Below are 14,546 nucleotides of genomic sequence, written 5' to 3'. Positions count from 1 at the left end.
CGTGGGTGTTCTCCGGTAGAGTTCCGGCCAGAAGTGCAGATCGGGGGAGGATTCATGTCCGAGGCGCAGGCCGCCCAGCTCGGACACCGGCTGCTGGCCTCCGGCCTCGCCGCCGATCCCGCCTTCCTACTGGCCCGCGCCCGGGCCGTGACCAGCAGCGCGGCGAACGCGCGGCTGGCGCCGCTCGGTCTGAAGGTCCGCTCGATGTCGGTGCTGTGGCTGGCTGCTCAGGGGCTCGGCCCCTCCCAGCGCGAGCTCAGCGAGTTCCTCGGGCTGGATCCCAGTCAGGTGGTCAGCCTGGTCGACGACCTGCAACAGCGCGGCCTGGTGGAACGGCGGCCCGACGAGCGGGACCGGCGCTCGCGCATCATCGTGGCGACCGCCGAGGGACAGCGGCTGCTGGGCGAGGCGCTGGTCGTGGCCCGAGCAGCCGGCGACGCCTGCTTCGCGAAGCTGACCGACCATGAGCGGACGACTCTGTCCGAGCTTTTGCTGAAGGTGGCCTTCTGAGCGAACCGGGATCACGGCGGTGGCCGCTGTCCTAGATTAGGGATATGTCCGATCCGATGCTGGAGACCCGTGCTGTGCGTTCCGACTGGGCCGAGCCGGACGGCGTGCTCGCCAACTACGTCTCGCTCACGGATCAGCTCGTCGAGCACGTCGATCCGGGCACCCCGTTCACGCTGACCGTGGGCGGGCTCGTGGTGGACGGCGAACTGATCCCGCAATGGCAGTGGTTCGCCGAGCTCAGCGAACTCAACGACCACGAGGACGCGTATTACGTCGGCATGGCCGAGTACGTCAAGGAGCAGTCCGACCTGGCCCATGCCGCGGTGAAGAGCCGTGACATCGGTGAGGAGATCTCCTACCGGCAGTACCAGGCGCTGTCCGCTCCGACCAGGTACATCCACCTGCGCAACGCCCGCATCTCGCGGCCCGGTCACACCATCAACGCCCCGGGCCGGCTGTGGCGTGGCCGGCTGCGCGACGTGTCCGGGTGGACACCCGGGCGAACCGACGGCTGAGGGCGTACTGAGAGAGGTTTTCCGGTTCGGCTGCGGGCGCATAGCCTCGACCGGTGATCCTCGTATTTCTGCTGGTGCTGGCCGTGGTGCTGGCGATCCTCGCAAGCGCTCACTGGTACGTCTGGCGCCGGCTCGTCCGCGACACCACCGCACCCCGCACCGGGTGGCGCAGGGCCGGCAACGCCGTGTTCATCGCCGGCCCGGTGCTGGCGGTCGGCGCCCTGGCCGGCGGGCAGTCCGGGCTGCCGCACAGCCTCGTACGGGTCGTCGCGTGGCCCGGATATCTGTGGCTGGCGCTGCTGATCTACCTGTTCCTCGGGGTGCTCGCCGGCGAGGTGGTCCGGCCGCTGCTGAGCCGTTGGCTGGCACGCCGTCGCGAACCGGTGCCGGCCACCACCGCACCGGCTGCGGAAATCGCGCCGGAGCGCGTACCGGAAAATCCTGCCCAGATCTCGCGCCGGGTCTTCGTCTCCCGGATCGCCGGCGGCGCGGCCGCCGCCATCGCGGTCGGCACCGTCGGGGCCGGCGCCTACCGCACTCTCGACGGGCCCTCCGTCAAACGGATCACCGTGCCGCTGGCGAAGCTGCCGCGCAGCGCCCACGGGCTGCGGATCGCCGTGGTCAGCGACGTGCACCTCGGCCCGGTCCTCGGCAGCGGCTTCTGCCAACGGGTGGTCGACACGATCAACTCGACCCAGCCGGACCTGGTCGCGGTGGTCGGCGACCTGATCGACGGCGACGTGGAGGACCTGGCCGGCTCGGTGGAGCCGCTGCGCGGGCTGCGCTCGCGGCTCGGCACCTTCTTCGTGACCGGCAACCACGAGTACATCTCCGGCGTCGAGCCGTGGGTCGCCAAGGTGCGTGAGCTCGGCATGCAGCCGCTGCGCAACTCCCGGCTCGAGCTGCCCGGCTTCGACCTGGCCGGCGTCGACGACGTGTCCGGCGAGCGCGACGGCGGCGGTGGCGCCGACTTCGCCGCGGCGCTCAGCGACCGGGACCGCAGCCGTGCGGTGGTGCTGCTGGCCCACCAGCCGGTGGCCATTCACGAGGCCGTCGAGCACGGCGTCGACCTGCAGCTGTCCGGGCACACCCACGGTGGGCAGCTGTGGCCCGGCAACTACATCGCCGAGCTGGCGAACCCGACCAACGCCGGCCTGGAACGCTACGGCGACACCCAGCTGTACGTCAGCCGCGGCGCCGGCGCCTGGGGCCCGCCGGTCCGGGTCGGCGCCCCGTCCGACATCACCGTCGTGCAGCTGGCCTCCGGCTCGGCGTGATCTAGCATTCGGCATGGTGAAAGGGAGGGTGATGACGCAACCGATCGGACCGCTGCGGTGGTACGCCGGACTCGCCGTGGTGTTCTTCGGCATCGTCCCGGCGGTACTGGTGACCATGCTGGTGATCCGCGGCAACACGCCGGGGCAGGTCGGGCTGCTGCTCATCGGCGGTATCCCGCTGGTGCTCGCGGCGATCTTCTACGCGGTACGGGGATTCGGCACCGCCGAGCCGGAGCCGGCCGCCAAGTACCTGAACCGCAGCATGGCCCTGGTCGCCGGCGCCGACGTCCTGCTGCTGGGCGGCAACGCCCTGATCCGGATGGCCACCGGCTGAGCTCAGGCGGGAACCCGGGCGCGCATCTCGGCGACGCCGTCGCCCTCCAGTTCGGCGAGGGCGACCCGCCGGCCGGTCAGCGCCAGCATCACCGCCTCGCCTGTGCCGCGCACGAGCGGGCCGTCGCCCCAGGCCCAGTCCAGGTCGCTCGCCTCGATCCGCAGGCCGGCCGGTCGCTGTTTCGGCACGAAACCGACCGCGCGCCCGCCGACCAGGAAGTCCAGCGAGACCCGCAGCCGCTCGGGCCGCAGGTCGGCGGGCAGACCCAGCGGCCGGCGGATGTCCTGGCCGTGCACCTGCAGGTCGGTCAGCTGCCCCGGATAGCCGACGATCGGCGGGCGGAACGGGTTGTCCGCGTGCTCGCGCAGCAGCGCGGCCAGCTCACCGGCGGGCCGGTCCGCGGTCTGCACGGCCAGGCGCGCGTTCGCCTTGTGGATGCTGAACCCGCTGCGCGCCAGCAGTTTCAGCGCCGCGAGGTTCGACGCCGCGACCGCCGCCACCAGATGTCCCACCACCTGCTGGACGCTCCAGCCGGCACACAGGCTCGGCGTGTTCAGCTGCTCCGGGTTCAGCGCGTCGACCAGGTCAGCGAGCCGGCGCCGCTCATCGGCGATCATCTGCAGGAGATCCACCCAGGCGACGATATCGTGCACCCGGAAGTCCGCCACTTGGTGGAAACATGGCGGCATGGCCAATCCGCTCGGCATCGGCCGCGAGCTCGCCGACGGCAGCATCCTGAGCTTCACACCGGACAGCCGGTTCGGTCAGGTCGCTTTCGACTGCTACCGCGGCGACGAGGTCGCACTGACCGTCAGCCTGCCGTTCCTCGGCTGGGCGGTGGTCGCCTTCCGGCAGGTGGACGAGCCGGGCTGCTACCTCACCCGGCTGCTGGCCGTCGGGCTGGGCGAGGACGGCACGCCCTGCACCGAGGTGGACGTGCAGCGCCTGCACGACCTGGAGCCGGGCGAGGGAATCCAGACGAGGCTGATCGCCGTGGTCGCCGCGGTTGCCCCGGCCGTCGAACCGCGCAACCTGTCGCGCATCCCGATCGACGAGATCATCAGTAGCTTCGACATCGAACCGGATCCGCTTTTCGACGCTTCGATCTTCCCGCTGCCGAACACCTCCCCTGCGGAACTCCCCGACGACGCCGACGCTGACGCCGACCCAGAAATCTGACGCTACAGACCGCCGCGAACCCTCGGTCCGGCTGTCCCTGAGCGTTGTTTCCGGCGGGGTGAGGCTGCCGTGGTGGTCAGCCGGGCTGTCCCGGCTGGCGCTGAGTGTCGTTTCCGGCGGGGTGAGGCTGCCGTGGTGGTCAGCCGGACTGTCCCGGCTGTCGCTGAGTGTCGTTTACGGCGGGGTGAGGCAGCCCTGACGACCAGCTGGGTTGGTAGGCGTCGCCGCGATCAGGGGTTGGCCCGGTGCTGCGGTAGCGCTCCGCCGAGGCCGGGGTGTGGATCATCGGACAGCCGTAATCCCCAGCCGGATGATCCACAACCCCGGCTTGCCGGGGGCTGGTTGGGCGCTGTTGCTGCCTCAACCGGCCCGAAGGGTGTGCAACTTCCAGCCGGATGATCAAAAAGCCCGAAAACACGGGCGCGGCTGTGCCTTACGGCTATCACTCGACCCGAACCCCCGTATGTCCGGTCCATCGTCGAGTAAAACCAACGGGTGCCATCGGCATGGACCCGGCCGCCGCGGAGGCCCGCCGGCGGCGCCGGCCGATCCGTCGATCGCCGACGGTTGCCTGCGTGGGTGGCGGCTGGTGTTGGTGAGCCGCCGTTGGGGCCTGGAACGGCGGCCGGGTTGCCTGCGTGGGTGGCGGCTGGTGTTGGCGAGCCGCCGTTGGGGCCTGGAACGGCGGCCGGGTTGCCTGCGTAGGTGGCGGCTGGTGCTGGTGAGCCGCCGTTGAGGTCTGGAACGGCGGCCGGGTTGCCTGCGTGGGTGGCGGCTGGTGTTGGCGAGCCGCCGTTGAGGTCTGGAACGCGGCCTGGTCAGCTGCTTGGGTTGCGGAAGTGTTCTAGGAGATCGCGACGCGGTTGCGGCCGCCCTCCTTGGCCCGGTAGAGGGCGTGGTCGGCCCGCGCGAGGACCTGGTCGAGGCAGTCGGCGCCGTCCAGTTCGGCTAGGCCGACGCTGACCGTCACCGGGATCGGGCCGGCCGCGGTGGGGACCGGCGAAGCGGCGACGGCGGCGCGGATCCGCTCGGCCAGTGACGCGGCGAGGCCCTCGTGGTCGGGCAGGACCAGGGCGAACTCCTCACCGCCGTAGCGGCCCAGCACGTCGGAGGTGCGGATGACGGCGCCGACGCGCGCGGCGACCGTACGGATGACCTCGTCGCCGACGCCGTGCCCGTACGTGTCGTTGATGCTCTTGAACTTGTCGATGTCCAGCATCGCGGCCGCGAAACCGCGCGAGCCACGCGCGGCCGCCTCGATCAGCGCGCCGGCCAGGGCGTAGAAGTGCCGCCGGTTGTGCAGCCCGGTCAGCTCGTCGGTGGTGGCCAGCTCCTGCACCCGGCTGAACAGCCGGGCGTTGTCGTAGGCGCTCATGCCCTGCGCGACCAGGGCGGCCGCCACCTGCCGGGCGGTGTCGTCGAACGAACCGGCGCTCAGCAGCACCTCGCCGACGTGGCCCTCCTGGCTCACCAACGGCACCCGGAGCTCGAAGTCGCCGGCCGGCGGGCCGCCCAGCAGCGCCGGGTCGGCCGTGCCGGCGACCTCGATCACGGTGTCGGTCACCAGGCAGCCGGCCTCCGCGCCGACCCGGTCCACCAGCATCGCGAACAGGGCCCGCAGCACCTGGCCCGGGTCCTGCAGCGCGCTCAGCTCGGCGAGGCCGGCCCGCAGCATCTCGGAGAACGCCTGCTGCTGCTGGGCGGCCTGCACGGCGAGGTGCAGCTGGGCGGCGCGGGCGGTCTCCAGGGAGACCGCGACGTGGCTGGTGACCGCGGTGAGCACGTCGACGTCGTCGTCGGTGAAGATGCCGCGGGCGAGCCGGCTATCGAGGTAGACGACGCCGAGCATGGCGCCCTTGAACCGCACCGGGGCGACCAGGACGCTGCGCAGGCCGTACGCGACGGTGCTCTGCGAGCCCAGCGCGGCACCCTGCTCGGTGCTGGTGACCACGAGCGCCTCGTGCGTCTCGGCGACCTGGCGCACCAGCGAGGCGCCGTACGTGGTGGTCGCGGTGAGGTCTTCACCGCTGGTGCCGCGACCGGCGTACGGGACCGGGTTGCCGGCCTCGTCGAGCAGGAAGAACAGCGCCCGTTCGGCGCCCAGGATGCGCAGCGTCTCGTCGAGGGCGACCCCGGCCAGCTGCTGCGGGTCGAGCACGGTCGCGGCGGCGGTGCTGACCTGCTGCAACGCCTCGAGCTGCCGGTTGCGGCCGCTGCCGAGGGTGCCGGTGGTCAGCAGCCGGGCCGAGCCGGCGTCGTCGACCCCGAACTCGGCACGCACCTTGCGCCGGCGCGAGTCCAGCCCGGCCCGCTCGGCGAGGTCGTACGCGATCCGGGTGTGCCGCCGCATCTCGTGCGGCAGGTCCATGCCCCGGTAGATCCGCGCCCGCATCCGGGCGATCTCGAAGTGCATCAGCGGGGCGTCGACCGCGCGGACGGCCCGTTCCGCCTTGTCGGTCCAGCCGAGCGCCCGCTCGTGGTCACCGCGCATGGTCGCCAGCCCCGCCTCGCAGACCAGGTAGGTCGCGTTGATCAGCGGCGTGGCGTGCCGGACCCGGCGCAGTTCGGCGACGGCGGTACGGGCCGCGGCGTACCGGGCCGGGCGTTCCTGCTCGGGCGCCAGGCGCACCTGGGCCAGCCGGCCGTAGGCCTGGAAGACGTAGAACCACTTGTGCGCGGTCATCAGCTCGTGGCGGCGCAGGCCGAGCGCCCGGAACTCGGCGAGGGACCGCTCGAACGGCTCGCCGAACTCGCCCTCCTCGAGGACGGCGCAGGTGGCCGCGACCACCACGTTGGCGCGCTGCGCGGTGCTGCCGTCGGTGACCGCGGCCCGCAGGTCGGCCAGGGCGGCAGCGGCCCGCCCGGGCTGCCCGGAGATGGCCGGGATCATCACCGACAGCATGCCGAGCATGGTGACCTTGGCGGTGTCCGGGTCGGGCAGGCGGTTCAGCGCGCGCTCGTACTCGGCGCGGCTGTCCGCGATGTGCCCGGCCAGCAGCAGGCGCAGACCGCGGGTGAAGTGCCCGGAGATGTACTGGGCCGGGCCGTACCAGCGGGAGTGCTTGGTGATCGCGGCGAGCCACGTGGTGCCGTCGTCGTAGCCGCCGAACAGCATGGCGCTGCCGCGGATCCACTCGACGTAGGCGATCAGCGCGGGATCGCCCAGGTCAGCGGCGACACCGGCGGCCCGCTTCAGGCAGCGCTCGGCGGTGCCGCGCAGCTTCAGCACGGCGGCGACGTAGCCGGCCATGGCGTACACCCGCACGTACTCGGGGCAGGGGCCGAGACGGTTCACCGCGTACATCGCGCGCAGCGACAGCACGCCGGCGTCCTGCAACCGCAGGCCGATCGCCGCGGCATAGCCGCCGCTGTCCAGGGCCGCGGCGAGCACGGCGAGGTCGTCGCGGCGCCGGCCGCGAGCACTTCCGGAACCCCATCGGGTACGCCGGACGACGCCACCGGCGCCCGCGGCGGCCAGCGCGACCGGCAACGCGAGCAGACCGTTGCGGGGCAGCGGGCGGCGCAGTTCGGCGACCGCGCGGGCGGTGGCCTCCTGAGCGCGGTCGTCGTCCCACAGGGTGTGATGGATCTCGATCGCGGTGACCAGCAGCCGGGCCCGGGCGTGGCGGTCCGGTTCGGCGGCCACGGCCCGGTCGATCGTGGCCCGGGCGTCGGCGAGCCGGCCGGCCCGCAGGTAGGCGACGGCGAGGGGCTGCAGGACCTCGGCGGAGGCCGGGTCCGCGGCGAGCGCGTCCTCGAGGTAGTCGGCGGCCTCGGCCGGGGCCCGGTCGTCGAGGGCGCGCAGCCCGGCGGCGAGGGCGCCGGAGTGCCGCCGCTCGGCCGGGGCGGCGTCGGCCGCGGCGCGCAGGTGGCGGGCGACGGCGTAGACGTGGTCGGCGTCGCGGGCGTCCTCGGGCAGGCTGTCGAGGGCGTCGGCGAGGGCGGCGTGCAGGCGGCAGATCTGCTCGTCGGGGATGCCGTCGAGCAGGGCGTCGCGCAGGACGGGGTGCACGAAGACGTACCAGCCGTCGGTCCTCGACTCCAGGACCCGCCGGGTCACCGCGGCACTCACCGCAACCGCCACCTGGTCCGCGGGGTTGCCGGCCGCGGTCAGCGTGCCGGGGCGGAAGCGCCGGCCGGCCACCGCGGCGGTGACCAGCACCCGGCGGTCGGCCTCGGTGAGCAGGGCCAGCCGGTCGGTGAGCAGCGCACGGACGTCCGGTGCGGCCGGCAGCGCGTCGGCGCCGGTCTCGTCGAAGTGCCAGGCGCCCCAGTTCGGGGTGAGCAGGCCGGCGTCGAGCAGGCGCAGCAGGTATTCGACGACGGTGAGCGGGGTGCCGTCGGTGCGGGCGGCGACGTGGCGGGTCAGCTCCGCGGGGATCGCGGTGCCGGGCAGGCGGGAGGCGAGCAGCGCGCCGATCGCCTCCGCGTCCAGCGGCCCGCAGGCCACCTCGACGTCCGCGGCGACGGCTGGTTCGGCCGGCTCGTTCCCCGGCTCGGCCGCCGTGGTCTCCGGCTCGATCTCGGCGAGCACGACGAGCAGCGGCAGGTGCCGCCGGTTCGCGGCGAGCCGGGTCAGGACCTGGCGGCTGCCGGCGTCCAGCCAGTGCGCGTCGTCGAGCACCAGCATCATCGCGCCGGCTCGGGTGGCCAGCTCGCCGAGGAAGACGGCCGCCTCGGCGAACAGCTGCTCGTCGCTCTCCTCGCCGCCGGCGACCGCGCCGAGCAGCAGCTCGGCGCCCGGGCCGGCCGCCCGGGCCGCCTCTTCGACGAGTCGTTCGGCCTGGTCGCGCTGCGACTTCAGATAGCCGCCGACCGCGGCGCGCAGAGCGGCCAAGGGAAGCACGTCGTCGGCGTGCCCGCCGGCCCGCAACACCGGGTAGCCGTCCGCCGCCAGCGCGAGCTCGTCGGCGAGGCGGCTGCGGCCGGAGCCGGCCGCCCCACTAATGCGGGCCACCCCGCCCTGCCCGGCCACCGCGCGGCGCCAGCGGCCGGTGAGCAGGTCACGCTCGGCATCACGGCCGGCCAGCGGCCAGCGTACGACGGCGGGCTCCTCCGCGGCGGCGCCACCGGGGCACGCGCGCAGGTCGGCGAGCAGGGCGGCGGCGTCCGGGTAGCGGTCGTCGGGATCCTTGGCGAGCAGCCGGGTCACCACCGCGGCCAGCGCCGGGTCGAGGCCCGCGACCAGCTCACTGAGGTCGGGGACCGGCGCGGTGAGGTGCAGGCGCAGCAGTTGGCCCACGTCGTCGGCCTCGAACGGCAGCCGGCCGGTGAGGCACTCGAACAGCACGACGCCGAGCGAGTACAGGTCGGAGCGGCCGTCCACCGGGCGCTCGAGCATGCCGGACTGCTCGGGGGAGGCGTACCGGAAGGTGCCGACCGCGGCATCCTCGTCGACCTGCTCGGCGCCGGTGCGCAGCAGGGCCAGACCGAAGTCGATCAGCGTGGCCGACCCGTCCGGGCCGATCATGATGTTGGCCGGCTTGACGTCGCGGTGCACCAGGCCGGTGCGGTGCGCGGCCGCGAGGGCACGGGCCATCCGGGCGGCGAGCTCGACCACTCGCGCCTGGGGGAGCGGCTGGTCGGCGAGCAGGTCGGCGAGCGAAGCGCCGGGCAGGTAGCCGAGGACGAGCGCGGGCAGCCCGTCGTGGGTGCCGATCGCGTGGATGCGCGGCACCCCCGGGTCGTCGACGCAGGCCAGCAGCGCCGCCTCCCGGCGGAACGCGGTCAGCAGGCCGGGCGCGTCCTCGATCGGGCGCTTGAGCGCGTACGGAACACCGTCGCGCAGCACCCGGTGCACCGTGGTCGCCGCTCCGCGGCCCAGCTCGGCCCCGAGCTGCAGCCCGCTCAGCTCGTCCAGTACCCCGTGGGTAGTCACCCGCTCGATCCCGCCTCTCGCTCGCCTGCCTGTAATCGGCAGGCGAGCGAAAGACCTGACATTCGGCGCGGTGTCGGGTGCGGCACAGATGCGGGTCAGGCGGCTTTCTTCCCGGCCGGGGCCGCGACGAAGCGCTCCAGCTGGGCCACGTCGACGGCGGCGGCCATCGCGAGGAAACCGGCCCGGTTGGGGTGCAGGTGGTCACCGGGGCCGCCGGCGCTGCTGTTGGTGTCGTACGCCGGCAGCAGGTGCCCCGGGTTCGCCGGGTCCTCGGTCGCCGCCGAGAAGTCGGCGACGCCGTCGAACTCGCCGCTCGTACGGATGAAGGTGTTGATCGTCCGGCGCTTGGCGTCGGTCTCCGGGGTGCCGTAGAGACCGAATGCGGTGCCGGCGGACGGCGTCAGGGTGGCCCCGATGATCTTGATGCCGCGCGCGTGCACCCGCCGGATGATCTCCCGGTATCCGGCGATGACCTGCTCCGCGGTGGCGCCCCCACCACCCAGGTCGTTGATGCCCTCGAGCAGGATGACGGCCCGCACGCCGGGGCGGTCGAGCACGTCGCGGTCGAGCCGGTCGAGCGCGGGCGGCCCGTCGCAGGGGGTGCAGCCGCCGGGCGTACGCCCGATCCGGGTGACCATGTTGCCGCCGATCGCCTCGGTGACCACCGAGATCGGCCGGCTGTCCGGCCGTCGTTCGTCCAACCGGCGCTGCAGGACGTCCGGCCACCGGTCCTTCTCGTTGAGCGTGGCGAAGAAGCCGTCGGTGATCGAGTCGCCGAACGCCACCACGGTCGCGGCGTCGCGGCGCTGGACCTGCGCCTCGGAGACGAAGAACCACGAGGTGGTGGAGTGCGGGAACGCGGTGTCGGCGACGTCCCCGGTGTGATCACCGGCGTTCTGGTCGGACAGGTACGAGGTGGTGAAGGCCGCCGCGTGCCAGGTCATCGGTCCGCTCGCCCCGGCGACGTGCAGGCTGACCGCGAGATCCTGCGACTGTGCGTCGGTGACTTTGACGGACACCGGGTCGCTCAGCACGGTCCGGCCCGCCGCGACCGTGACCGAGCGCCGGCCGCCGAAGGTCAGCGCGCGGTTCGAACCGGCCTTGAGGTTGGCGCCGCTGGACTGCAGGCCCACCGCCGCGCGCCCGAAGGTCACCGGCCGGGTGCCGAACTCGTTGGTCAACCGGATGCGCCAGCTCGTGCCCTCGACGCTGGGGTGCACGATCATGCGCAGCGTCTGGTTGCGTGCCTGGTCGTCGGGGAACGCGGCGGTCAGCAGTGGCGCCGTGTTGCCCGGTCCGGCGGGGCCGGGCGGTCCGGGCTGGGCGACGGAGTAGCCGACCGGGTAGACGCCCTGGGCCGACCCGGTCCAGGCGTCGACCCAGGCGGCCGACGAGCCGTCGGCGCTCAGGATCGGTTCCTGCGCCACGGCGGCCACCGGCGTGAGAATCACCCACGCGAAGGCGGCGACAACGACTTTCCTCGGACGTGTGATGCGCATGTCTCTCCCCCAAGGGTCCGCATGCATCGACAATCATCGTTATCATGCGGGCCGGGCCCTTGGCGAGGGCTTGCTCAGGCGACCGAGCGGACCAGCTTGGACAGGTCGGGCCACAGCGGAGCGGCGGCGCCGATGGTGAGCTCGGTGGAGAACTCCGGGCCGTGCCCGCCGAGCACCACACCGGCCTCCCAGGCGATCAGGGCGCCGGCGGCGATGTCCCACAGGTTCGTGTCCAGTGCCAGCCCGCCGTCCAGCCGGCCGGCGGCCTGGTACACCAGGTTCAGCGCCGCCGGGATCCGGCGGATGTCACCGACCCGGGGCAGCAGCTCGCGGATCACCTTGCCGGTGCGTTCCTTGGTCCGCGGGTTGGGCTGGAAACTGACCCCGACCAGTGCCTCCGCCATGGGCGGGCCGCTCGACCCGGAGATCGGCTCGCCGTTGAGGAACGCGCCGCCGCCGGCGACCGCGCTGAACGTCTCGCCGGCGGCCGGATCGTGTACGACCGCCACCCGGGCCTGCTCCCCGTGGTACAGCGCGATGCACACCGACCACGGGCCGGTCCGGCTGATGTAGTTGCGGGTGCCGTCCAGCGGATCGATCACCCAGGTCCAGCCGCTCGTGCCGGCCCGGCCGTGACCCTCCTCGGCCTGCACCGCGTCGTCGGCCCAGTCCTGCTGGATCGCGTCGACGATCAGGCTCTCGCTGGCGATGTCGACATCGGAGACGACGTCGTTGGCGTGCGCCTTCGGCGTGCCGACTTTCAGGGTGTCGCGTCGCTCCAGCTGCAACCGGCCGGCGCGGACCGCCAGGCCGGCGGCGAGGTCGCGCGCCGCGATGAGATCTCGATCCATCACCGGCAGGCTATCGGATTCGGACACGGCGTCACGCACCGTCGCGAGATATCCAGTGTGGTGGATTAATCTGAGGCGCATGAAGATGCTGGGACATGCTCGTCAAGCGGCCGTCCTCGCGGCCGCCACGATGCTGGTGATCGGCGGCGCCGCGGGCTGCGCCAAGGAGGACACCGGCGGCACCACCGAGAGCGGCGTGCCGCTGATCAAGACCGGCGCGCTGACCACGTGCACCCACCTTCCGTACGCGCCGTTCCAGTCGAAGGACCAGTCCGGCAAGGTGGTCGGATTCGACGTCGCGCTGATCGACCTGGTCGCCGCCAAGCTCGGTGTGACACAGGAGATCGTGGACACCCCGTTCGAGGGCATCAAGTCCGGCGCCGACCTGAACTCCGGCAAGTGCGATGTGGCCGCGGCAGGCATGACCATCACCGAGGAACGCAAGAAGGTGCTGGACTTCTCCGAGCCGTACTTCGACGCCACCCAGGCGCTCGCCACGCAGACCGGTAAGGAGGTCAAGACCCTCGAGGAGATGGTCGGCAAGCGCCTCGGCGTGCAGGGCGGCACCACCGGCGAGGAGTACATCAACGGCCAGGTCAAGGAGAAGAGCCTGGACATCAAGGTGGTGTCGTACCGGGACCTCGCCGCGCTGCAGCAGGCGCTGGCGACCAACCAGATCGAGGGGGCCGTCAACGACCTGCCGGTCTGGAACGAGTACATCAAGGCCAACCCCGGCAAGGTCGTGGTGGCCACCGGCTTCGACACCGGCGAGCAGTACGGCTTCGCCGTGAAGAAGGGCAACGCGGAGCTTCTCAAGACGGTCAACGAGGCCATCGCGGCGGCCCGCAGCGACGGTACGTACGACAAGATCTACGCCGAGTGGATCGGTGCGAAGCCGGCTTCATGATCAAGCTGACCCCACGCCGGCGGCGACGGATCTTCCGCGTCGCCGGCTACGTCGTCTTCCTGCTGGTCATCCTGGCGGTGGTGGCCGCCGCGGACTGGGGCAGCCTGTCCGAGGCGTTCTTCCGCCTCGACATCGCCCGCAGCATGTTCCCGGACGCGATCACGATCGCGCTGCGCAACACCATCATCTACACGTTGCTGGCGTTCGTGTTCGGTCTGACGCTCGGGCTGATCCTCGCGCTGATGCGGCTGTCGACGATCCTGCCGTACCGCTGGTTCGCCACCGCCTACATCGAACTGTTCCGCGGGCTGCCCGCCCTACTGGTGCTGTTCATGGTCGGGTACGGCGTGCCGCTCGCCTTCCCGGACCGGGAGATCCCCGGCGGCGTCTACGGCTCGGTCACGATCGGCCTCGGGCTCACCGCCGCGGCGTACATGGCGGAGACCATCCGCGCCGGCATCCAGGCCGTCCCGAAAGGACAGCTCGAGGCCGCCCGTACGCTCGGCATGTCCCATCCCCGCGCGATGGTCTCCATCGTGCTGCCGCAGGCGTTCCGCATCGTCATCCCACCGCTGACCAACGAGATCATCCTGCTCACCAAGGACACCTCCCTGGTGTACGTCCTCGGCGTCACCGCGACGACGATCGAACTGACCAAGTTCGCCGGGGACACGCTCAACACGCGGGTCAACCCGACACCGCTGGTGGTGGCCGGGCTGCTCTACCTGGTGATCACCCTGCCGCTGTCACAGGTCGTCCGCGCGCTGGAGCGCCGGGCCGGAAGGGAGAGGTGACCGCGTGTCCACCATCGAGATCAGCCACCTGCACAAGTCCTTCGGCAAGTTGGAGGTGCTGCGCGGCATCGACCTGTCGGTCGAGCCCGGCGAGGTGGTCTGCGTGATCGGTCCGTCCGGATCCGGCAAGTCCACGCTGCTGCGCTGCGTGAACCTGCTCGAGGAGCCGACGTCCGGCTCGATCCGGGTGGCCGGCGTCGAGGTCACCGACCCGGACTGCGACATCGACGCGGTACGCCGCGGCATCGGCATGGTCTTCCAGCAGTTCAACCTGTTCGGTCACCTGACCGTCCGGGAGAACGTCACCATCGCCCAGCGCCGGGTCCTGAAACGCAGCCGTGCCGAGGCCGGCCGGATCGCGGCGGAGAACCTCGACCGGGTCGGCCTCGCCGACAAGGCGGAGTCCTATCCGGCGCAGCTGTCCGGCGGTCAGCAGCAGCGCGCCGCCATCGCCCGCTCGCTGGCGATGGAACCGCAGCTGATGCTCTTCGACGAGCCGACCAGCGCGCTGGATCCGGAGCTGGTCGGTGAGGTGCTCGCGGTCATGCGGGGACTGGCCGACGAGGGCATGACCATGCTCGTGGTCACCCACGAGATGGCCTTCGCCCGTGAGGTCGCCTCCCGCGTCGTCTTCATGGACGCCGGGGTGATCGTCGAACAGGGCCCGCCGGCCGAACTGTTCGGCAGTCCCCGCGAGGAGCGCACCCGCGAGTTCCTGCACCGGGTACTGGAGCCGGCCCGGGTCAGCGAGACCGAGATCGGCGCGCACCTGGCGGACTGACCTGGTCGCCGTGGCCGGTGC

12 protein-coding genes are annotated in these 14,546 nt (G+C 72.3%); 8 read left to right on the top strand and 4 right to left on the bottom strand.

The features are described 5' to 3' along the window. The first annotated feature begins 54 nt into the window (after positions 1–54). Genes OHA21_RS19965 through OHA21_RS19950 form a run of 4 tightly spaced genes read left to right on the top strand, consistent with a single transcriptional unit; the run spans position 55 to position 2,636 of the window. Positions 55–510, top strand: coding sequence for a MarR family winged helix-turn-helix transcriptional regulator (locus tag OHA21_RS19965; RefSeq protein ID WP_328475685.1), 456 nt, complete (start codon positions 55–57; stop codon positions 508–510). Positions 511–554: 44 nt separating this feature from the next. After that, positions 555–1,025 (top strand): hypothetical protein, encoded by a 471-nt coding sequence (locus OHA21_RS19960; RefSeq protein ID WP_328475683.1) that lies wholly within the window; start codon positions 555–557, stop codon positions 1,023–1,025. Between the two features lie 53 nt (positions 1,026–1,078). Further along, positions 1,079–2,302, top strand: a complete 1,224-nt coding sequence (locus OHA21_RS19955) for a metallophosphoesterase (RefSeq protein ID WP_328475681.1) — start codon at positions 1,079–1,081, stop codon at positions 2,300–2,302. A 31-nt stretch (positions 2,303–2,333) separates the two neighbouring features. Continuing rightward, entirely contained in the window at positions 2,334–2,636 is a 303-nt protein-coding gene (locus OHA21_RS19950; RefSeq protein ID WP_328475679.1) for a hypothetical protein, read from the top strand. Positions 2,637–2,638: 2 nt separating this feature from the next. Here the strand turns inward: OHA21_RS19950 and OHA21_RS19945 are convergent, their stop codons facing one another. Continuing rightward, complete coding sequence (locus OHA21_RS19945; RefSeq protein WP_328475677.1) at positions 2,639–3,268, bottom strand: maleylpyruvate isomerase family mycothiol-dependent enzyme; 630 nt, start codon at positions 3,266–3,268, stop codon at positions 2,639–2,641. A 55-nt stretch (positions 3,269–3,323) separates the two neighbouring features. Between OHA21_RS19945 and OHA21_RS19940 the strand changes: the two genes are divergently transcribed. After that, entirely contained in the window at positions 3,324–3,815 is a 492-nt protein-coding gene (locus OHA21_RS19940; RefSeq protein ID WP_328475675.1) for a hypothetical protein, read from the top strand. A gap of 844 nt (positions 3,816–4,659) precedes the next feature. Here OHA21_RS19940 and OHA21_RS19935 read toward each other — a convergent pair. From OHA21_RS19935 to OHA21_RS19925, 3 genes are all read right to left on the bottom strand, one after another. Then, complete coding sequence (locus OHA21_RS19935; RefSeq protein WP_328475673.1) at positions 4,660–9,693, bottom strand: diguanylate cyclase; 5,034 nt, start codon at positions 9,691–9,693, stop codon at positions 4,660–4,662. A gap of 95 nt (positions 9,694–9,788) precedes the next feature. Continuing rightward, the gene (locus OHA21_RS19930) at positions 9,789–11,192 is read right to left on the bottom strand and encodes an SGNH/GDSL hydrolase family protein (protein ID WP_328475671.1); all 1,404 of its coding nucleotides are present in this window, start codon (positions 11,190–11,192) and stop codon (positions 9,789–9,791) included. A gap of 74 nt (positions 11,193–11,266) precedes the next feature. Continuing rightward, positions 11,267–12,043, bottom strand: a complete 777-nt coding sequence (locus tag OHA21_RS19925; RefSeq protein ID WP_328475669.1) for an inositol monophosphatase family protein — start codon at positions 12,041–12,043, stop codon at positions 11,267–11,269. A gap of 79 nt (positions 12,044–12,122) precedes the next feature. On the opposite strand from OHA21_RS19925, the gene OHA21_RS19920 reads away from it, so the two are divergent. From OHA21_RS19920 to OHA21_RS19910, 3 genes are read left to right on the top strand one after another with little or no spacing between them, the layout of a single operon-like run. Continuing rightward, entirely contained in the window at positions 12,123–12,950 is an 828-nt protein-coding gene (locus OHA21_RS19920; protein ID WP_328475667.1) for a basic amino acid ABC transporter substrate-binding protein, read from the top strand. After that, a complete protein-coding gene (locus tag OHA21_RS19915; protein ID WP_328475665.1) occupies positions 12,947–13,744 on the top strand; it encodes an amino acid ABC transporter permease in 798 nt (265 codons plus the stop codon). The genes OHA21_RS19920 and OHA21_RS19915 overlap by 4 nt, the downstream gene beginning before the upstream one ends. Before the next feature lie 4 nt (positions 13,745–13,748). Further along, positions 13,749–14,525: an amino acid ABC transporter ATP-binding protein gene (locus OHA21_RS19910; protein ID WP_328475663.1), complete on the top strand. Its 777-nt coding sequence runs from the start codon at positions 13,749–13,751 to the stop codon at positions 14,523–14,525. Positions 14,526–14,546: the final 21 nt, after the last annotated feature.

The organism is Actinoplanes sp. NBC_00393, from assembly GCF_036053395.1.
In the GTDB taxonomy this organism is placed as follows: Bacteria; Actinomycetota; Actinomycetes; order Mycobacteriales; family Micromonosporaceae; genus Actinoplanes.
Note: the sequence above shows the minus strand (reverse complement) of the source record. Positions and strands in the feature narration are given on the sequence as shown.